The organism is Rheinheimera mesophila, from assembly GCF_000986865.1.
Taxonomy (GTDB): Bacteria; Pseudomonadota; Gammaproteobacteria; order Enterobacterales; family Alteromonadaceae; genus Pararheinheimera; species Pararheinheimera mesophila.
In genome coordinates this window covers 187,730-206,705 of sequence record NZ_LAVS01000001.1, presented here as the reverse complement: position 1 = coordinate 206,705, position 18,976 = coordinate 187,730, and the positions used below count along the sequence as shown (strand labels likewise).

Below are 18,976 nucleotides of genomic sequence, written 5' to 3'. Positions count from 1 at the left end.
TATACAGAGTTCAACCGGCAGGTTTTGAGTTTTTCAGTGAAAACAACCAAAGCACAGGCCGCTGCGCTTTGGTGATTCTGGTTCAGGAATTACGTTTTAAGTTTTTTGGGAAACGAATATGGTAGCTCAAACCATGCCCTGGTTCGCTGCTAACTTGAATCGATCCCCCCAGCGTCTGGCGCACCAGGTTATAGGTGATATGAGTACCCAAACCACTGCCGCCCTGATCTCGTTTAGTGGTAAAAAATGGATGGAACAGTTTTTCCAGTTGCTCCTGAGTCAGACCCCGGCCATTATCAGAATAAGTAATATCAACCATCTGGCCCTCATCCAGCACAGTGATACGGATATAACCTTCTTCCAGTTCTTCAAAACCATGGATCAACGAGTTCATTAAAAGATTGGTAAAGATCTGTGAGATAGCACCGGCCGGACAACTGAGCATCAGGCTTTCCGGACAATTGACATCAATATGATGACGGGTCTTTTTAAAGTTTGGCTGCAAAGAGCGGATCACTTCGTGCAGGTATTCGGCCAGATTAATAGTGCGAATTGCATCGCTGGTCTGGTCCACCGCAATTTGTTTAAAGCTGGCAATCAGCTCTGAGGCCCGGGTCAGGTTGGATTGCAGCAAGGAGGTGCTTTGTTTGGCTTCCTCTATAAAATGCTCCAGCACTTTAGGCGACAAAGTTTTATCTTTATAAGCCGCGTCTAAGGCGTTTAGCTTTTCTGCCAAAAAACTGGTGGCCGTAACGCCTATCCCTACAGGCGTATTCACTTCATGAGTGATACCTGCGACAAAACCACCTAAAGCCGCCATTTTTTCGGACTGTACTAAACGGTCTTGTGCCTGCTTTAAATCATCTACGGTTTTTTCCAGCTCGCTCTGTTTACTGCGCAGCGCCTCCTCACTGTGGCGGCGGCGTTCTATTTCTTCGCGCAAGGCTTGCTGTTTAACTTCCAGCTCTTGTTTTTGCTGCTGTAAATCCATCATGGCCTGACTTAAACCTGAGGTTTTACGCGCCACCTCCTGCTCCAATAACAAGTTATGCTGATCGAGTTTTTCATTGGAGTGCAACAATTGCTTTTGTGTACTTTCTAATTGAACTTTATAGTCCTGCACCCGCGCAATCAAACGGTTAAACGCATCGGCCATCACGCTGAGTTCATTGGCTTCATCATGGCGCACTTCCACTTTGGTGCCTTCCAGATGATCCAGTTCCAGATCTTCAATTTGTTGGGTCAGTTCACTTAAGGGCAAGGTCAGTTGACTGCGAAACGCCAGCAAAAACAGAATAATTAAAAAGGTGGTTTTCAGAACGGCATTACCGACCAGAAAATAAATACCAATTTTAATGCGGTCCAGCACCACGGCGCGGCTGGAGAATAAAGTAACATCACCAACCTGGGTAGCTCGACCTGAGAATTCAAAGATAAGTGGGAAGGTATAACCGAACAGACCAGAGTTTTGCTCAGTAAGCCGGACGCCCTCCTGCACCAACTGATTGCTATAGCGTTGGCTGATATCAATATAACGCCCCAGTTGGGTGATCACAGCGCCACTGTCGTCCCGCACTATAATGCCTTCAATTGCAGGAATGGCCAGTAAACCATCAGCGATAATTAAAGCTTGTTGAGTGTTTAATTCCCAGATGGCGCGGGTCAGACTGCCGGAAAAAGTTTGCTGCAAGGTCGCCAGTTCACCATTGATGTGATCTTTGGTATTGAAATACTCGGCAACAATCTGGCCTAAAGTCACCACAAAGGTCAGGATAAAATACACTGACAAGACTTTGGTCAGCAGCTTACGCGATAAACTTTTTTGCTGCATGAAACAACCTTGTTTGGTTCGGCTTAATAGTAGTTAGCATTGAAACTCTACGTTATAGAAGATCTGTTTAAATGAAAATACTATATGTAATAAATAACTTAGAGACTAGGCAACAAGAGCGGCTTTAGCAATATCGCAGCAGTAAATTGTCCAAACGCGGCAAAAGCAGCATTTAATAGTGTTCAATTGCAGTAGCTTTGAGTATGGTAGCGGTGTCGAATAATTGAACTGCGCAGACAAAACTGAAAATAATTAAAGCGATAATAAAGAGGCTGTTTTAATGGCGTTACCTGTATTAATTTGTGACGACTCCCTGCTGGCACGAAAGCAAGTACGTAAATCCTTACCTGAATCTTTTGACGCTGACATACTGACGGCAAGTAATGGTCTGGAGGCCCTGACTATCCTGCGAAGTCAGGAGATTGGTTTAGTCTTTTTGGATCTGACCATGCCTGAGCTGGATGGCATAGGCGTATTAGAGGCGATTAAGCAGGATGGTCTGGATTGTTTTGTGATTGTTATTTCTGCAGATATTCAGCCAGAAATGCAAAAAAGAGTGACGGAGCTGGGCGCTCTGGCTTTTATTCACAAACCGGTGAATCCGGAAAAGCTGATTGTTATTTTGAAACATTATGGATTGATATGAACACAGTATTCTCTGAAGAACAAAGGGATTGTTTACAGGAGCTGATCAACGTTGCTATGGGCCTGGCCAGCGACAAACTTGCCCGTTTTTTAAATACCTTTGTGCATTTGCAGGTGCCTGCTATTGAGCTGGTGAACTCGACGCAAATTCCGGCTCAATTCGAGGCCCAGTACAGCAGCGCTGAAGCTGCTTTCGTCAGTCAGGGCTTTTTGGGTAATGGAGGGGTAAGAGGGGAGGCGATAGTTTTATATCAATTGGATAATGCCCATCGTATTTCTGCTTTATTGGGGTATGACACAGACAGCGCTTCAGAGTTGGAGATGCTGACAGATATCAGCTCTATTTTAACCACCACCTTCTTAAATGGTTTAGCTGAGCAAATCGATAACCAGTTGTCTTACAGTGCGCCCAGAGTTTTGTCGTCGCGGCAGAATAATGTGACTCAGGCCTTGATTGACACGGCCTGTCACTGGGAACTTGCCTTGAAAGTTGATATCAGCTACCAGTTAATCGATCACTCTTTTAATTGCGATATGTTGTTGCTGATCCCAGGAGAAGCTGTGTTAAATATCCAGCAAATTTTGGATCGGATAGTGGAAGAGTATTAATGTCAAACGACTGGTTAACGGGCCCTATATTAGAGCAGCTTAACAGTGGCGTGTTGGTGGTCGATGAGGACTTTCAACTGGTCTATCTGAATAGCTTTTTACAGCGCCACAGTTCGGTGCAACTGACCGAGGTAAAAGGTAAAAGTTTATTTCAGGTGTTTGCTGACGTACCTGAAGCCTGGCTCAGGCGTAAATTTGCCTCGGTACTGGAATTGCAAAGCCCCTCATTTAGCAGTTGGGAACAGCGGCAATATGTAATTAAGTTGCCCCATTTACGTCCAGTGACCAGTTCCAGCCAGTATATGGCGCAGAACTGCACTATGTTACCGCTGCATGATCCTACGGGTCGTCGTTATGTTTGCATGTTGATTGAAGATGCCACTGATGCATTTGTATATCAGCAACATCTGCAAACGACTTTACAAAAACTGGAGCAAAGCAATCGTGTGGACGGTTTAACCCAGGTGTTAAACAGACGGTATTGGGAAGAGCAATTAAAGCTTGAAGTGCAAAGAGCACAACGCTACCGGCAACCTTTGTCTTTGCTACTGTTTGATTTGGATAAATTTAAGCAGCTCAATGATCAATATGGTCACTTAGGTGGAGATTCTGTGCTGATTGAATTAACTGCCAGAGTCCGTGCTTTATTGCGCGACACCGATTGGTTTGGTCGATACGGAGGTGAAGAGTTTGGCATAGTGCTGACCAATACGGCTTTGGCTGGGGCAGTGGAGGTGGCTGAACGTATTTGTCTGGCTGTCAGCAGTAAAGCTGTCACATTTCATGAGCACTCTATCCAAAGTTCGATCAGTGTTGGTGTCGCCCAACTGGATACTACCGGTGACAGAGCCCACGAAGTGCTGATAGGTCAGGCTGATATGGCGCTTTATAACGCCAAAAAAGAGGGACGCAACAGAGTGATCTCCTACAGTGCAGGAGAAACTGCATTTATGGTGAAGACTGTCTGACGGCAGGTTAAATTTAGAATAATCTAAACATTTAGATTGACAGACGTCTAAAACTTTGAGCATATAGACAGTATGAATAAGACACAAATCCGCAATACACTCACCATTATTATTACCACCAACCCTGCGGGGTAGGAGGTCGGCGGCGTATTGTTTTTAAAAAGGCCCGTGACCTCCCCGTCACGGGCCTTTTTCGTTTAGCAAGGAGTAACACATGAGGGTGCTTAAGTTTGGTGGTTCGTCTCTGGCGTCGGTAACCCGCTTCCTCGAGGTGGCGGATATAGTGCAACAACAAATAGGCAACCAGAGCATCGGCCTGGTGTTGTCTGCGCCTCAGGGCGTCACCAACTTACTGGTGGAGCTGACGGATCTGGCCTTTTTAGGTTCGGACTATCAACCGCTGCTGCAGCAGTGGAAACAGCGACTGGCGCAGCTTATTGCGGAAGCTTCGCTTCGGGTTAGCAGTGAACAGCTCAAAGCGGTACAGCAACTGGCGGATGCGCAGGAACAACAACTGACCGAACGTTTGCAGGGCATTAGCTTATTGAGTTATTGCCCTGATCATATCAAGGCGCAAATTCTCGGCATGGGTGAGCAGTTCAGTGTTTGCCTGATGACGGCTCTTTTTAAATCCCGTCAGGTGGATGTGGTGCTGCTGGACTCTGTGGCTTTAGTCAAAAGTCAGGGCGATTATTTAAATGCCGTGGCAGACATTCCTGCTTCGGAGCAGAGCTTTGCCGCCGCTTTGGCGAAACAATCGGCTCAGGTCTATGTGATGGCCGGTTTTGTCTCCAGTAACGCGCAGGGTGAGTTGTGTTTATTAGGCCGCAATGGCTCGGACTATTCTGCTGCTATTGTGGCTGCTGCGGTTAAAGCATCCGTCTGTGAGATTTGGACTGATGTGGATGGTGTCTACAGCGCTGACCCTCGTCAGGTGAAACAAGCCAAACTGATTGACCATTTATCCTATGACGAAGCCATGGAGCTGTCGTATTTTGGTGCCAAAGTACTGCATCCAAAAACTATAGGTCCACTGGCGCGTTTTCAAATTCCTTGTTACATAAAAAATACTTTAAACCCGTCGGCGCCCGGCACCTGTATTGATGCAGACAACAACGGTGATGCGCTGGTCAAAGGCATTTCCAGTCTGGAACATCTGGCGCTGATCACCGTCTCAGGCCCTGGCCTCAAAGGTGTAGTGGGTATGGCGTCTCGTGTTTTTGCCACTATGGCGCGTGAACAGGTGTCGGTCAGTTTAATCACTCAGTCCTCTTCAGAATTTAGCATCAGCTTCTGTGTCGCACAGCTCGATTTGCCGGCAGCGAAAAAAGCGCTGGAAGCCGAGTTTGAACTGGAACTGCAAGGCAAGTTATTGCGCCCACTGCAGATTCTATCCGACATGGCGATAGTCAGTTTAGTCGGCGATGGTATGCGTCAGCACCGTGGTGTAGCGGCTAAGTTTTTTGCGTCCCTGGCGCAAGCCCGGGTCAATATAGTGGCGATAGCGCAGGACAGTAGTGAGCGTTCTATCTCCGCTGTGGTTGAGCAAAAAGCCTGTCAGAACGCAGTGAAGGTGTGTCATGAAAACTTCTTCAGCCATATTCCCAGCATAGATGTGTTTCTGGTCGGTTGTGGTGTGGTGGGTAGCGAATTATTGGCGCAGTTTCAGCGTCAGCAAGAGTTTTTACAGCAACGCAATGTCAAGCTGAAGGTCTATGGCATCGCCAATTCCAAAGCCTTGCTGCTGGACGAAAAAGGTATCGACTTAAGCCAGTGGCAACAGCAGATGCAGCAGGCGAAAGGTCAGTTTTCTGTGGCGGATTTAAGCCGTTTTGTGCAGGAACAGCATTTAACCAATCCGGTATTGATTGACTGCAGCAGCGCAGAGCCTGTGGCCAATTTGTATGTGGATTTCTTAAAGGCCGGTTTCCATGTAGTCACCCCAAATAAAAAAGCCAATACAGGCTCATTGGATTACTACCATCAGCTACGTCAGGTGGCACAACAACACAGACGTCGTTTCCTGTATGAGACCACAGTTGGTGCTGGTTTGCCGGTGATTGACACCTTACAGGGCTTGTTTAATGCGGGTGACGAACTGGTGGCTTTTGAGGGCATATTATCGGGCTCGTTGTCCTATATTTTTGGTCTGTTAGAGCAAGGTCAGTCTTTATCTGAAGTTACCACTAAAGCCCGCGAATTGGGTTTTACCGAACCGGATCCCCGTGATGATTTATCCGGTATGGATGTGGCGCGTAAATTACTGATCATGGCGCGTGAGTCGGGTCTGATGCTGAATTTAGCGGATGTTGAAGTGGAAGGTGTATTACCTGTTGATTTTGCGCCTGGCACAGATGTGCCGACTTTTATGCAGCGGTTACCAGAACTAAATCAACAGTTTGCTGGACGTATCGCAGAAGCCAAAGCCAAAGGTCAGGTGCTGCGTTATATAGCTGAAATCAGCGAAGGCCGCTGCAAAGTGGCTATCAAAGCTTTGGATTTGGATCATCCGCTGGCCAAAGTCAAAGACGGTGAAAATGCGCTGGCTATTCATACCCGTTATTACCAGCCTATTCCTTTTGTATTGAGGGGTTATGGGGCTGGTGCTGCGGTCACAGCAGCCGGTGTGTTCAGTGATGTAATGCGGACTCTGTCCTGGCAGCAGGAGATGTAATATGAAGTCGTATTTTGCGCCTGCCTCCACAGGGAATTTTTCTGTTGGATTTGATTTATTAGGCGCTGCTTTTGAACCTGTTGATGGTTCTTTATTTGGGGATGAACTGCGTATTCATAACGAACAGCCAGAGCTGAGTTTAAGGTTGAACGGCCGCTATGTGCATCAGTTGCCCAAAGACACAGACGATAATTTAGTGCTGCAGTGTTTTTATGCTTTTGAAAAAGCAATAGGCCGGACTTTACCGCGGCTGCAACTGGAACTGGTGAAAAACCTGCCTGTGGGCAGTGGGTTAGGTTCCAGCGCCTGTTCTATAGTGGTCGCCTGTTATGCGTTTAATGACTATTTTGGTAAACCTTTGGATGACTATCAGTTGCTGCAACTGATGGCTCAGCTGGAGGGGGGCGTCAGTGGTTCAGTGCATTACGATAACGTGGCTCCGTCCTTTTATGGTGGCTTATTATTGATGTTGCCGGACAGCCCTTTGCTCTGCCGGGCTTTGCCCTGGTTTGAACATTGGCAAGTGGTGCTGTGTTATCCGGGCACAGTGCTGTCGACCAAAGAAGCCCGTGCTGTATTGCCGCAGCAATTGACGCTGAAACACAGCATAGCTTTTGCTGGCATGTTAAGCCGTTTTATCAGTGCTTTGTATGCCAAAGATGAAAATGAGGCTTTTGCTGCTTTGCAGGATCTGGTGGCTGAGCCTGCCCGTCAGCATCTGATGCCTGAATTGTTGCCTATACGCGAACAGTTAACAGCTCAGGGCATAGGCCATGTCGGTATTTCCGGTGCTGGTCCTACTATTTTTGCGGTCTGCCAGAATGATACTCAGGCCCAATTTGCCGCTGCTTATTTACAACAGCATTACGCTAAAAACTCAGATGCCATCACGACCGTCTGTCGTCTGGCGGGACAAGGCGCACGTGCGCTGTAGGATGTAAAAATGCAATTAACAAATACCAAAGTCGCTTCACAACAAGTTAGTTTTTTAGATGCAGTCCGTATCGGTTTAGGCGAGCAGCAGGGGCTGTTTTTCCCTACGCAGTGGCCAACCCTGGATGTTGACGCTTTATTAGAGCTGCCTTTTGTTGAGCGCAGCGCCAAAGTGCTGCAGGCTTTAATCGGCGACGAACTCCCGGCTTCCCAAATCCATCAGATGGTAAGCAACGCTTTTCAGTTTCCGGCACCTTTAGCTCAGGTGACGGATGATGTCGCCTGCTTAGAGTTATTCCATGGCCCCACTTTAGCCTTTAAAGACTTTGGTGGCCGTTTTATGGCGCAGGCGTTAATTCAGGCGCAAAAGCAGCAGAATGTCAGCAAAACCACTATTGTCACCGCCACTTCAGGGGATACAGGTGCGGCTGTGGCTCATGCTTTTTATCAGCAAGCTGGTGTCGATGTGGTGATTTTATTTCCAAAAGGAAAAATCAGCCCGTTGCAGGAGAAGCTGTTTACCACTTTAGGTCATAACATCCATACCCTGGCGGTAGAAGCCGACTTTGATCAGTGTCAGGCTTTAGTAAAAGAGGTATTTAACGACAGGGATTTAGTGAAGCAACTGAATATCAACTCCGCCAACTCTATTAATATCAGCCGTTTATTTGCCCAAATCTGTTATTACTTTGAAGCTGTGGCTCAGGTACCTAAAGACAAGCGTGATCAAATTGTGATCGCTGTGCCTAGTGGCAACTTCGGTAACCTGACGGCGGGTCTGATTGCCAAAGTGTTGGGTTTACCGATCAAAAGGATGATAGCGGCCACCAACTTAAATGACACAGTGCCTCGTTACTGGAAAGAGGGGCAGTGGGCGCCGAATAAAACTGTGGCCACTTTATCCAATGCGATGGATGTCAGTGCGCCCAATAACTGGCCTCGGGTGGAGGCTTTATTGGCGCAGGGCAAAATTTCACGTGACGATTTAGAAGCTGTGATGGTGGATGAAGAGGATACCCAACTGTCGATGCGCCAGCTAGCGCAGTTAGGATATGTCAGCGAACCTCATGCGGCTATTGCCTACAAAGCGTTAAAACGTAGCCTGCAGGACGGTGAATTTGGTATTTTCCTCGGTACTGCGCATCCGGCTAAATTTAAAGAGCAGGTGGAGAATATCCTCGGCAGTCCTATCGCTTTACCGCCTGAATTGGCCGCCGTGGCATCAGAGGCAAGTTTAAGTGCAGATATGGCGCCGGATTTTGTACAATTACGCCACTTCTTACTGACTCTGGATCAATAAACTGTGTCTTTACACTGGCAAGACGTAATTGGGGCTGAAAAAAATCAGCCCTATTTTCTGCAAACTATGGAGTATTTAAAGCAACAACGTGCCGCAGGTCAGGTGATTTACCCGCCTGAAGCGCAAGTGTTTAATGCTTTTAAATTAACACCTTTTGCACAGATGAAAGTGGTGGTCATAGGGCAGGACCCTTACCATGGTCCAAATCAGGCGCATGGCTTAAGTTTTTCCGTGCCGCCTGGTGTAGCTATTCCGCCGTCACTGCGCAATATCTACAAAGAGCTGGCGCTGGAGTATGTTGATTTTCAGATGCCGAATCACGGCTGTTTGGAATGTTGGGCTCAGCAGGGCGTGTTGTTACTTAATACAGTACTGACTGTGGTAGCGAATGAGGCCAACTCACACCGTGATTTAGGTTGGGAGCAATTTACCGATCAGGTGATACGGGCTATCAGTGCCCATGCAGAAGGCATAGTGTTTTTGTTATGGGGCAGCCATGCGATTAAAAAATCACAACTGATTGATAAAACCAAGCACCATATTCTGACCGCACCTCATCCATCGCCTTTGTCAGCTCACCGCGGCTTTTTAGGCTGCGGCCACTTTGCCAAAGCCAACGAGCTGTTGCAGCAGCAAGGTAAAGCACCCATCCGCTGGCAAGTTTAACCCGTCGTACTTGGCGCCGCAGCGTTGTTGACTGCACGCTTTCGCCCCAGTCACATAGGACAACTATGCTCCTGGGGCGAAAGCGCTTGTCGCCTAGCTGCGACACCAATTACTTAGGGTTACACAGGTCGTGTTAAACATATAGAGCCTGAATGACAGTCAAATAAAAAGCCCCGACATGACTGCCGGGGCTTTCTTTTAACTTAATTCGATGTCTACTAACTCAGGTTCTATGGTCCAGTCTATGTCTTCTAGTTCTCGTTTTAAGCGCTGGCGTTCTTTCACTGCTTCAATTTCGCGCCATTTGCGTTTGACCGCACGGCTTTTTGTTGCAGGACGCTCCAACATATTCAGTAAGTCTTCGAAGCTTTCCATGGTTGCCCCTCTGAGTTGTTGTTATTTTCAACAAATTAGTACCACACTTTGTCTAAAAATAAAATAACTCTTTGACACAAATATGAACGAAAAATGAATGTTTTTCGTTCATTCAATGGTTTAGTTCGAGGTTAACTGCTTAAATTTTGCGATAAGTGCTCTTCGACGTATCAAAACTATTGATTTTTTGATCAGATAACACCTGATAAATAGGCGTCGACAACTGTTTACCCAGCTCTACACCCCACTGATCAAACGAATTGATATTCCATAAAACGCCCTGACAAAACACCTTCTGCTCATAAAGCGCTATTAACGCACCTAAGTAATAAGGCGATAATTCTGGCAGCAATAAGGTATTGCTTGGCTTATTGCCTGGCGATACTTTATGAGGAGCTAAAGCCATAGCTTCGGCTTCTGTTGCTCCAGTGGCCAAGACTTCAGCTTTGGCTTCGTCAAAAGTTTTACCCTGCATCAGGGCCTGAGTCTGGGCAAAGCAGTGGGCTGCTAATCTGTGATGATGATCACTAAGCTCATGTCTGACTTTGGCCGGCAGAATAAAGTCTGACGGCACGGCCAGTGCGCTTTGATGCAATAACTGATGATAGGCATGCTGACCATTGGTACCGGCATCGCCCCAAATCACCGGTGCTGTAGCATCTGTTAATGCTTCACCGTTCAGGTCCACTCCTTTGCCATTACTTTCCATATCCAGTTGTTGCACATAAGAGGGCAGGAAACGTAAATAATGGCTGTATGGCAACAAGGCGTGCGCCTGACAACCTTTGGCATTGATATACCAAACACCCAGCAACGCCAGAATCACCGGCATATTCTGCTCTAGTGGAGCCTGAATAAAATGCTGGTCCATATCACGGGCACCTTTGAGCAGTTGCTGAAACTGCGTCATGCCCAGTTGCAATGCCACAGGAAAGCCGATGGCTGACCATAACGAATAACGGCCACCGACCCAGTCCCACATCGGCAGAATATGTTCTGCCACTATGCCAAACTCGGCCGCGGCTTTGATATTGGACGAGGTAGCCCAGAAATGCCGGGCTATAGCGGCTTTGTCTGCGCCTTTATCTATAAACCACTGGCGCACAGCCAAAGCGTTTTGTTTGGTTTCTTCAGTACCAAAAGACTTCGAAGCAACAAACACCAGCGTAGTGGCAGGGTTTAAAGCTTTGACTACATCGGACACTACAGCGCCATCTATATTACCGGCAAAGTGAATACGCACAGGGCTTTTATTAAAAGGCGCTAAAGCTTCACAGGCCATCTGAGGGCCTAATAAAGAACCGCCTATACCAATCCAAATCAGATCGGTAATGGCATCGCCCAGATAACCCTTGTATTCGCCACGGTGCAACTGGCCAATCAGCTCTGCCATTTGCGCATGACAAGCCTGAATTTCTGGTTGCAAATCGACACCATCTAACACCAAGGGCGTTTTTGCATCTGCGCGTAATGCCATATGCCAGACCGCACGTTGTTCGGTGTTGTTAATTTTGTCGCCCTGGAGCATCTGCCGGGTTTTGCTTTGAATTTGGCTTTGTTTGGCCAGTTCCAGCAGCTTTTGCCAGATCCCATCTGTGATCAGGTTTTTGGCAAAATCCAGATGAATACCACAGGCATCCACCTGAAATTTTTCCGCCCGCTTTGGATCTGCGGCAAATTGCTGTCGCAAAGACAAAGGTTGCTGTGCCAGCTGTTTTAACTCTGCCCAGAGTGCAGACGACATCATATAAACTCCTGTAGTGATCCTGTGATAATCGAGATAAAGCCTGAAATTAAGCTTCTAGCTGCGCCTGGATTAAGCTTTCCAGCTTACGTTGGTCCACGGCAAATTTACGGATACCTTCCGACAGTTTTTCGGTGGCCATCGCATCTTCATTCAAAGCCCAGCGGAATTCTGCTTCAGTTAAGGCCGCAGTTTCTTTGGCGGTAGAGCCAGTGTCTTTCAAGTGCACTGTTAAGGTGCCTTGTTGCTGACTTAATTCTTCCAGTAAAGCCGGGCTGATGGTTAAACGGTCACAGCCAGCTAAAGCCAAAACTTCACCTGTATTGCGGAAACTTGCACCCATCACCACGGTTTTGTGGCCATAGGTTTTGAAGTAGCGATAAATTTCACGTACGGACAGCACGCCGGGATCTGTTTCTGCTGTGTAATCTTGTTTGGTATTGGCTTTGTACCAATCCAGAATACGACCAACAAAAGGAGAAATTAAAAACACACCAGCCTCAGCACAGGCGCGGGCTTGAGCCATATGAAACAACAAGGTCAGGTTACACTGAATACCTTGTTGCTCCAGTTGACGGGCGGCCTGAATGCCTTCCCAGGTCGAAGCGATTTTGATCAGAATGCGGTCTTTGCTAACGCCATTTTCTTGATACAACGCCACCAGTTGTAGTGCTTTATTGATACTGGCCTGAGTATCAAAAGATAAACGGGCATCCACTTCGGTTGACACGCGGCCAGGGACTAACTTGCTGATTTGTGTGCCAATATCCACCGCAAATTTATCACTGGCTATGCTGATTTGTGTGGCCAGATCGGAGCTTTTGCTTTTGGCATAAGCCACAGCCTGAGCCAATAACGGTTTAGAAAACTCCAACTGACTGGCGTTGAGTAATAAAGACGGGTTGGTTGTCGCGTCTACAGGGCGGAATTGTTCAATGGCGCCTAAATCACCACTATCGACTACCACTGTAGTCACTGCTTTTAGCTGTTCTAATAAAGTGCTCATATTGTTTTATTACCGTTTTTCTGATCACAAGTCGGTGATATAGGGTTCAATACTAAATAAATGTAGGAAAATTACAACACAAAAACAGGCTTTTGCGCTAAGTTTCCGGCATTCGGAATTCTGCTACTTTTGCTGGTCGCAGCCTTATTTTATAAGCGCTGCAGACGGATCAGAGCTTACCATGAAAAAAACTAAAAACCATGCCTAAGCCGCGTCCGTATTGAGTTTTGTTGTCGAGCTAAAACCTTTAATTTGATATAGTCGCGTCAATTCGTTGTAGAGGAATGCAAAACTCATGTTGATGGTGATATCACCCGCCAAAGATTTAGACTACCAAAGTCCGTTATCCGTCACTGCTTTTACTCAGCCTGCGTTGCTGGATCAAAGTTTGGAGTTGATGCCTTATTGCCGCGACCTGACACCAGCTCAGCTATCCAGCCTGATGCAGATCAGTGATAAACTGGCTGGGCTAAATGCAGCCAGGTTTGCCCAGTGGTCGACTCCTTTTACAGCGGACAATGCCCGTCAGGCTCTGTTTGCTTTTAATGGGGATGTATATCAGGGCTTGCAAGCCTCCAGCCTGAAACAACATGAGTTGGACTATGCCCAGCAGCACTTGCGTATTTTAAGTGGCTTGTATGGTGTATTACGGCCTTTGGATTTGATGCAGCCTTATCGTCTGGAGATGGGCACTGCCCTGGAAAATGGCCGGGGTAAAAATTTATATCAGTTCTGGGGCGATCGCATCAGTACAGAACTGAATCAACAACTGGAGCAGTTAAACTCAGCCATTCTGCTGAACTTAGCCTCACAGGAATACTTTAAAGCCGTCGACAAAAAAGCACTGAAAGCTAAAGTGCTGAATGTGGAATTTAAAGATTTTAAAAATGGTCAGTATAAAATCATCAGCTTTTTCGCCAAAAAAGCCCGTGGCCTGATGGCACGCTATGTGATTGAACAACAGATTGATCAGGTCGAAGGCCTGAAGCAATTCAACAGCGCAGGCTATCAGTTTAGCAGCGCCGAATCCAAAGCCGATACACTGGTGTTTACACGGATGCAACAACAGGATTAATCTTCGCCGTTTTTAGGCTCAGTAAGCGAAAAAGCTGCAGAAAACTGCGGCTTTTTCCTGCGCTTTTTTAATTGGCTTTTGCTAAAATGCGCGGCTCTATTGATCCGAGTGCTGCCTTATGAAATTCCCTGGTCGTCGTAAACTCAAACATTATTTTCCTGTGTCTCAGCCTAAGCTGACATTGCCCAGCTACGAAGTGCGGCCTGAACTGGATACTTATATTGTAGGGTTGGACCAAACCATAGTGGACGTGATTGCCAATGTCAGTGACGAGTTTCTGCAAAAGTATGGCATAGGCAAAGGTTTATCCAACTTAGTGGAGCACGGCAAAGCCGATCTGATTTATCAGGAACTGGTGGGCTCTAACGCGATTTCTGATCACTTTGCCGGCGGTACCATAGGCAATACAGTGCATAACTACTCTGTGCTGGCGGATGATAAATCGGTGTTACTGGGCGTGATGTCGTCCAATATTCAATTGGGGTCGCCAGCCTATCACTACTTATGCCATACCAGCAGCAAAGTGGATATGAACCATTTGCAAGGCGTGCCGGGTGATATTGGTCGCGGTATTACGATGATCACCCCGGATGGTGAACGTACTTTTGTGATCGATCCGGGTGATATGGACGAGTTAACTCCGGCTTATATCCCGACCGATATTATTGCCAAAGCCGCGGCTATAGTGGTCAGTGCTTATCCGCTGCGTGCCACCAACCAGCCCATCCAGCAGGCGATGATCAAAATGTTGTCCGATGCTAAAACAGCAGAAGTGCCTGTAGTGATGAGTTTAGGCACTAAACATTTGGTCGAAGAGCACAGAGAGCTGATTCAGCAAACACTGGCGCAGTATGTCAATGTGCTGGCGATGAACGAGCTGGAAGCCGAAGCTCTGACGGGGTTTGCTGATCCTTTGCTGGCGGCAGAAGCAGCGCTGGATTATGTCGATATGGTGCTGCTCACTGCTGGTCCAGAGGGTTTGTATTTATGTGGTTATACTGACGCTTCGGTGAAGCGCGAAACCACCAATCCTATTAAGTCCGGTGCTTTGGCAGACTACAACGAATTTGAGTTCAGCCGTCCTATGCAGAAAAAAGACTGTCAGCAACCGGTGAAAGTCTACTCACATATCGACCCTTATCTGGGTGGCCCTGAGCGGATTAAAAACACCAATGGCGCAGGCGATGGTGCTTTAGCAGCGATTTTGCATGACATAGCGGCCAATCATTTCCACCGTCAAACTTTGCCGTTATCCAGTAAACACGAGCAGCCTTATCTGGCCTATTCATCTTTTGCCCAGATCTGTAAATACGCCAACCGGGTCAGTTACGCTATTCTGGTACAAAATGCACCGCGTTTATCCAAAGGCTTACCGGAAAAAGAAGACTCGCTGGAAGAAAGTTACTGGGACAGGTAACAGGGTAACAGCCAGTTACAAAATCCTCTGAGAAGGCCGGCATGTCCGGTCTTCTTATTTCTGACGTCTTTCTATATAGTGCCGCTGAGTTTTTCTCCTGCTGTACAAGGATGCCTGAATGCTACGTTGGTTTTTTCTCTGGATCGCTGTTGTTTCCGCCGGTGCTGTGGCCGATATTCAAATCCCAAAAACCACTCAAGCTATCAGTATTGATGGTGATTTATCTGACGTAGCCTGGGCTCAGGCCAACAAAGTAAAGATAGAGATTAATAGCTGGCCATCGGAAAATACCCCAGCCCCGGTCGAAACCGAAGTGTTGCTCTTGGAAAACGGCGACTACTTTTATCTGGCCTTTACAGCCAAAGATCCGAACCCTTCGCAAATCCGCGCTTTTTTAAAAGACAGAGATGATGTGTGGGAAGATGACTTAGTCGGCGTCAAAATTGATAGCTATAACGATCAAAAACTGGCGTATCAGTTTTTCAGTAACCCGCTGGGTGTGCAAGCGGATGCGATAGAAAATGAAATTACAGGCGATGAAAGTGATGCCTGGGACGGTATTTGGCAAAGTGTTGGCCAACTGACTGCTGATGGTTATCAGGTTGAAATCGCCATCCCGCTACGGATTTTAAACTTTAACGATAAGCTTGCAGAGCAACAGTGGCGTATTGAGCTGGTGCGGTTTTATCCACGGGATGTAAAACACCGCTTATCCAGCAATAAAATTGAGCGAGTAAATCCGTGCTGGATTTGCCAAATGCGTGTCGCTACCGGGTTTTCCGGTGCCAAACAGGGCAGTCATTTTAGTGTGGTGCCCTCTGTAGTGACGGGAGCGAGTCAGCAACGTGACGTGACTAAACAGGCGAAAACCGACTGGCAGACCGAACCTAATACCGAAGTCAGTCTGGATTTAAAATGGGGCATCACCCCGGATATTAACCTCAATGCCACAGTCAATCCGGATTTTTCTCAGGTTGAAGCGGACGTGGCACAGGTTTCAATGAACGACACCTTCTCGTTATTTTTTGACGAAAAACGCGCGTTTTTCCTCGATAATCAGGATTATTTCAGTTCACCACTGGATTTAGTCTATACCCGCAACATAGGCGCTCCTGATATAGGCGCTAAGTTGACGGGTAAACAACAGCAACATTCTTTTGCCTTTTTTGCCGCTAATGATGAAAACACCACCTTTATAGTGCCAGGCAACCTGGGGTCTGATGTGGCGCTATTGGCTGAAGAAAGCACCAATGCGGTACTTCGATACCGTTATGATTTAAATGCCGATCTATCCTTGGGCTGGATCAGCAGCCTGCGCCAAAGCGACAGTTATCATAACCACTTGGCAGGTCTGGATCTGAAGTATAAATTCACCGATCAGGATGAGCTGGTGCTGCAGTATTTATATGCCGACTCAGCCTATTCAGAAGAGTTGCGCCAGAGTTTTGCAGATTCAGAGGCGGGTTTACGTCTGGCAGATGATTTATCCGATCCGGCTTACTTTTTGATGTACGAGCATGATGACGGGGCCTGGTTCTGGAATACCGAATATCTGGCGCTGGCACAAGACTTTCGCGCTGATATGGGCTATATGCCACAAACCGACTTTCATAAATTTGTGCAAGGGCTGGGGTATCAGTGGTTTTCTGAGACTAGCTGGTGGAACAGAGCGATTTTAAGTGGCGACTGGGATATCAGCCATAACGCCAATAATGAGTTGCTGGAAAAAGAAGCTGAGCTATTTCTGGAGTTTTGGGGGCCGCAACAGAGCTTTTTCTCTGTGAGTCTGGCCGACAGAGAGAAAACCGGGCCACGGCTCAATAGCCAGTCTTTGGCTATTGATGGCAATACGCTGATGTTCAACGAACAACGACTGCTTACCTTTGCCGAATTCCGGCCTTTACCTGCGCTTTATGTCAACGCGGAAGTGGAGCTGGGAGATGCCATAGACTACCGCAATAACAGGCTGGGCGAGCTGGTGCAGGTTGCACCGCAAATGAGCTGGAATGCCAGTACCCATCTGCAAATAGAGGCGCGCCATACCTACAGATATTTAGAGGCTGATGGTGCTGAAGTCTTTACGGCTAATCTGACCGATCTGCGCTTTAGCTATCAATTTTCTGTCCGTAGTTTGTTACGCCTGACACTGATTTACAGCGATATTGAACAAAATCCGCTGAATAACCCGGGCCTGACTCAGCGCCTGGACCGTAGTTTAGGGAGCCAGTTGTTGTACTCATACAAACTAAACCCACAGACCTTATTTTTTGCAGGATACAGCGATAATGCCTATCAGGATGACGAATTAACCAGTCTGGAACGGGATCAGCGCTCCGTATTTATGAAGTTCAGCTATGCCTGGTTATTGTAATAGCCGCTGAGTGAATACCAGCATAGGGCAGATGTGGCCGGGCAAAACGAGTCATGAGCCCGGCCTCTCTGCTATAGAACTGGGGTTAAGCCTTGGCTTTAGCGGCTTTTTTCAGGGCTTTTTTCTTGGCTGCAGTTTTAGGTTTTTTCTGTTTGGTTGGTGCCTTGGCTTCTTTATGTTTAGGGCGCAAACCTTCGATAAAGCGCCGTTTTAATGGCTGCTCCGTATATCGTTCTACTTTACCTACTACAGCAATATCATGAGCTTCTACCAACGAAATGGCTGTGCCTTTTTTACCGGCGCGGCCTGTACGGCCTATCCGGTGCACATACACATCCGCGGTACGTGGCATATCGTAGTTAATCACGTGGCTGATATCATCAATATCCAGCCCCCGAGCCGCTACATCGGTTGCGACCAGAATACGAACCTGACCGTTACTGAAACGCTGTAAGGCCAGTTGACGTTTGTCCTGTGGCATTTCGCCCTGTAACCAGCAACATTTCAAGCCCGCCGCTTCCAACTGGCCGGTTAAGGTCGCTAAACGCTCACGGGTTTTGACAAAAACTATGACTTTGCTGACCTCTTCCTGTTTCAGAATATGCACAAGCAAAGCCAGCTTGTGAGCCGCATCATCGGCGGCGTGCATCCATTGCAGAATTTTGGCTTTTTCACGACGTGGTGGAGCTGCTTCCAACAGCACTGGCTCACGCAAAGCGCGTTCTGAGAAACGTTTTACACCGTTACCGTCTAAAGTTGCGGAGAACAGCATGGTTTGGCGGCGACGTTTAGCCTCGAGAATAATGCGGTTCATTTCACCGACAAAACCCATATCCAGCATACGGTCTGCTTCGTCGAGGATCAGTACTTCGACTTCGTCGGCATGAAAACTTTCATTGTCCAGATACTCAATTAAACGACCTGGTGTCGCCACCAGAATATCGTTGTTTTTCTCTAAGGTTTCTTTATGGCTGCCGTAGTTGATCCCACCGGTAATCACACCCGCATGCAGGTCCGTCAGCATAATCAGTTGCTGTACCTGCTCGAAAATCTGATAAGCCAGTTCACGGGTTGGTGTCATGACGAGGACCCGGGCAAATCCGGGATCACGACGCGGGAAATCCAGCAGGTACTGTATCGCTGGCAATAAAAATGCCAGAGTTTTGCCTGTGCCAGTTGGCGCACTGGCCAAAATGTCGCGGCCTTCCAAAGCCACAGGAATAGCCAGTTTCTGAATGCTGGTGGCTTCTTTGAAGCCTGCTTTGCTCAGCGTTTTCTCTAAGCTGTCATCCAGTTGAAACTCAGCAAAGGTGATTTTTTCCTGTGCAGTGTTATTTTCGCTCACGCTTTGTATACCTTCTG

15 protein-coding genes are annotated in these 18,976 nt (G+C 47.4%); 10 read left to right on the top strand and 5 right to left on the bottom strand.

Annotation, left to right across the window (positions count from 1 at the left end):
* Positions 1 to 82: 82 nt before the first annotated feature.
* The gene (locus tag SD53_RS00920) at positions 83 to 1,831 is read right to left on the bottom strand and encodes a sensor histidine kinase (protein ID WP_046518309.1); all 1,749 of its coding nucleotides are present in this window, start codon (positions 1,829 to 1,831) and stop codon (positions 83 to 85) included.
* 280 nt (positions 1,832 to 2,111) lie between these two features.
* Between SD53_RS00920 and SD53_RS00915 the strand changes: the two genes are divergently transcribed.
* From SD53_RS00915 to ung, 7 genes are all read left to right on the top strand, one after another.
* Positions 2,112 to 2,477: a response regulator gene (locus tag SD53_RS00915; protein WP_046518308.1), complete on the top strand. Its 366-nt coding sequence runs from the start codon at positions 2,112 to 2,114 to the stop codon at positions 2,475 to 2,477.
* Entirely contained in the window at positions 2,474 to 3,085 is a 612-nt protein-coding gene (locus SD53_RS00910; protein WP_046518307.1) for a chemotaxis protein, read from the top strand. Before SD53_RS00915 ends, SD53_RS00910 begins: the two co-directional genes overlap by 4 nt.
* On the top strand, positions 3,085 to 4,053 hold the full coding sequence (locus SD53_RS00905) for a GGDEF domain-containing protein (protein WP_046518306.1): 969 nt from the start codon (positions 3,085 to 3,087) through the stop codon (positions 4,051 to 4,053). Before SD53_RS00910 ends, SD53_RS00905 begins: the two co-directional genes overlap by 1 nt.
* A 214-nt stretch (positions 4,054 to 4,267) precedes the next feature.
* Complete coding sequence (thrA, locus tag SD53_RS00900) at positions 4,268 to 6,727, top strand: bifunctional aspartate kinase/homoserine dehydrogenase I (RefSeq protein ID WP_046518305.1); 2,460 nt, start codon at positions 4,268 to 4,270, stop codon at positions 6,725 to 6,727.
* A gap of 1 nt (position 6,728) precedes the next feature.
* On the top strand, positions 6,729 to 7,661 hold the full coding sequence (thrB, locus tag SD53_RS00895) for a homoserine kinase (protein WP_046518304.1): 933 nt from the start codon (positions 6,729 to 6,731) through the stop codon (positions 7,659 to 7,661).
* Positions 7,662 to 7,670: 9 nt separating this feature from the next.
* Positions 7,671 to 8,960, top strand: a complete 1,290-nt coding sequence (gene thrC / locus SD53_RS00890) for a threonine synthase (protein ID WP_046518303.1) — start codon at positions 7,671 to 7,673, stop codon at positions 8,958 to 8,960.
* A 3-nt stretch (positions 8,961 to 8,963) separates the two neighbouring features.
* Positions 8,964 to 9,626, top strand: a complete 663-nt coding sequence (ung, locus tag SD53_RS00885) for a uracil-DNA glycosylase (protein ID WP_082101737.1) — start codon at positions 8,964 to 8,966, stop codon at positions 9,624 to 9,626.
* A gap of 198 nt (positions 9,627 to 9,824) precedes the next feature.
* Here the strand turns inward: ung and SD53_RS18220 are convergent, their stop codons facing one another.
* The 3 genes from SD53_RS18220 to tal all read right to left on the bottom strand — a co-directional run bounded on the left by SD53_RS18220 (position 9,825) and on the right by tal (position 12,751).
* Complete coding sequence (locus SD53_RS18220; RefSeq protein ID WP_008897291.1) at positions 9,825 to 10,001, bottom strand: DUF3545 family protein; 177 nt, start codon at positions 9,999 to 10,001, stop codon at positions 9,825 to 9,827.
* 139 nt (positions 10,002 to 10,140) lie between these two features.
* The gene (gene pgi / locus SD53_RS00880; protein WP_206539875.1) at positions 10,141 to 11,748 is read right to left on the bottom strand and encodes a glucose-6-phosphate isomerase; all 1,608 of its coding nucleotides are present in this window, start codon (positions 11,746 to 11,748) and stop codon (positions 10,141 to 10,143) included.
* A 46-nt stretch (positions 11,749 to 11,794) separates the two neighbouring features.
* Positions 11,795 to 12,751, bottom strand: coding sequence for a transaldolase (gene tal, locus SD53_RS00875; RefSeq protein ID WP_046518302.1), 957 nt, complete (start codon positions 12,749 to 12,751; stop codon positions 11,795 to 11,797).
* Between the two features lie 295 nt (positions 12,752 to 13,046).
* Between tal and yaaA the strand changes: the two genes are divergently transcribed.
* From yaaA to SD53_RS00860, 3 genes are all read left to right on the top strand, one after another.
* Positions 13,047 to 13,826 (top strand): peroxide stress protein YaaA, encoded by a 780-nt coding sequence (gene yaaA / locus SD53_RS00870; protein ID WP_046518301.1) that lies wholly within the window; start codon positions 13,047 to 13,049, stop codon positions 13,824 to 13,826.
* Positions 13,827 to 13,944: 118 nt separating this feature from the next.
* Positions 13,945 to 15,243: an inosine/guanosine kinase gene (locus tag SD53_RS00865; protein ID WP_046518300.1), complete on the top strand. Its 1,299-nt coding sequence runs from the start codon at positions 13,945 to 13,947 to the stop codon at positions 15,241 to 15,243.
* 118 nt (positions 15,244 to 15,361) lie between these two features.
* Complete coding sequence (locus tag SD53_RS00860) at positions 15,362 to 17,614, top strand: carbohydrate binding family 9 domain-containing protein (RefSeq protein ID WP_046518299.1); 2,253 nt, start codon at positions 15,362 to 15,364, stop codon at positions 17,612 to 17,614.
* Positions 17,615 to 17,699: 85 nt separating this feature from the next.
* Here SD53_RS00860 and srmB read toward each other — a convergent pair whose 3' ends face one another.
* On the bottom strand, positions 17,700 to 18,959 hold the full coding sequence (gene srmB / locus SD53_RS00855; protein ID WP_241481727.1) for an ATP-dependent RNA helicase SrmB: 1,260 nt from the start codon (positions 18,957 to 18,959) through the stop codon (positions 17,700 to 17,702).
* Positions 18,960 to 18,976: the final 17 nt, after the last annotated feature.

Coding starts and splice junctions, on each gene's coding strand:
- SD53_RS00920 (WP_046518309.1), bottom strand. CDS start 1,831: ATGCAGCAAAAAAGTTTATCGCGTAAGCTGCTGACCAAAGTCTTGTCA.
- thrB (WP_046518304.1), top strand. CDS start 6,729: ATGAAGTCGTATTTTGCGCCTGCCTCCACAGGGAATTTTTCTGTTGGA.
- SD53_RS00915 (WP_046518308.1), top strand. CDS start 2,112: ATGGCGTTACCTGTATTAATTTGTGACGACTCCCTGCTGGCACGAAAG.
- tal (WP_046518302.1), bottom strand. CDS start 12,751: ATGAGCACTTTATTAGAACAGCTAAAAGCAGTGACTACAGTGGTAGTC.
- SD53_RS00910 (WP_046518307.1), top strand. CDS start 2,474: ATGAACACAGTATTCTCTGAAGAACAAAGGGATTGTTTACAGGAGCTG.
- SD53_RS18220 (WP_008897291.1), bottom strand. CDS start 10,001: ATGGAAAGCTTCGAAGACTTACTGAATATGTTGGAGCGTCCTGCAACA.
- SD53_RS00905 (WP_046518306.1), top strand. CDS start 3,085: ATGTCAAACGACTGGTTAACGGGCCCTATATTAGAGCAGCTTAACAGT.
- thrA (WP_046518305.1), top strand. CDS start 4,268: ATGAGGGTGCTTAAGTTTGGTGGTTCGTCTCTGGCGTCGGTAACCCGC.
- thrC (WP_046518303.1), top strand. CDS start 7,671: ATGCAATTAACAAATACCAAAGTCGCTTCACAACAAGTTAGTTTTTTA.
- yaaA (WP_046518301.1), top strand. CDS start 13,047: ATGTTGATGGTGATATCACCCGCCAAAGATTTAGACTACCAAAGTCCG.
- SD53_RS00865 (WP_046518300.1), top strand. CDS start 13,945: ATGAAATTCCCTGGTCGTCGTAAACTCAAACATTATTTTCCTGTGTCT.
- SD53_RS00860 (WP_046518299.1), top strand. CDS start 15,362: ATGCTACGTTGGTTTTTTCTCTGGATCGCTGTTGTTTCCGCCGGTGCT.
- pgi (WP_206539875.1), bottom strand. CDS start 11,748: ATGATGTCGTCTGCACTCTGGGCAGAGTTAAAACAGCTGGCACAGCAA.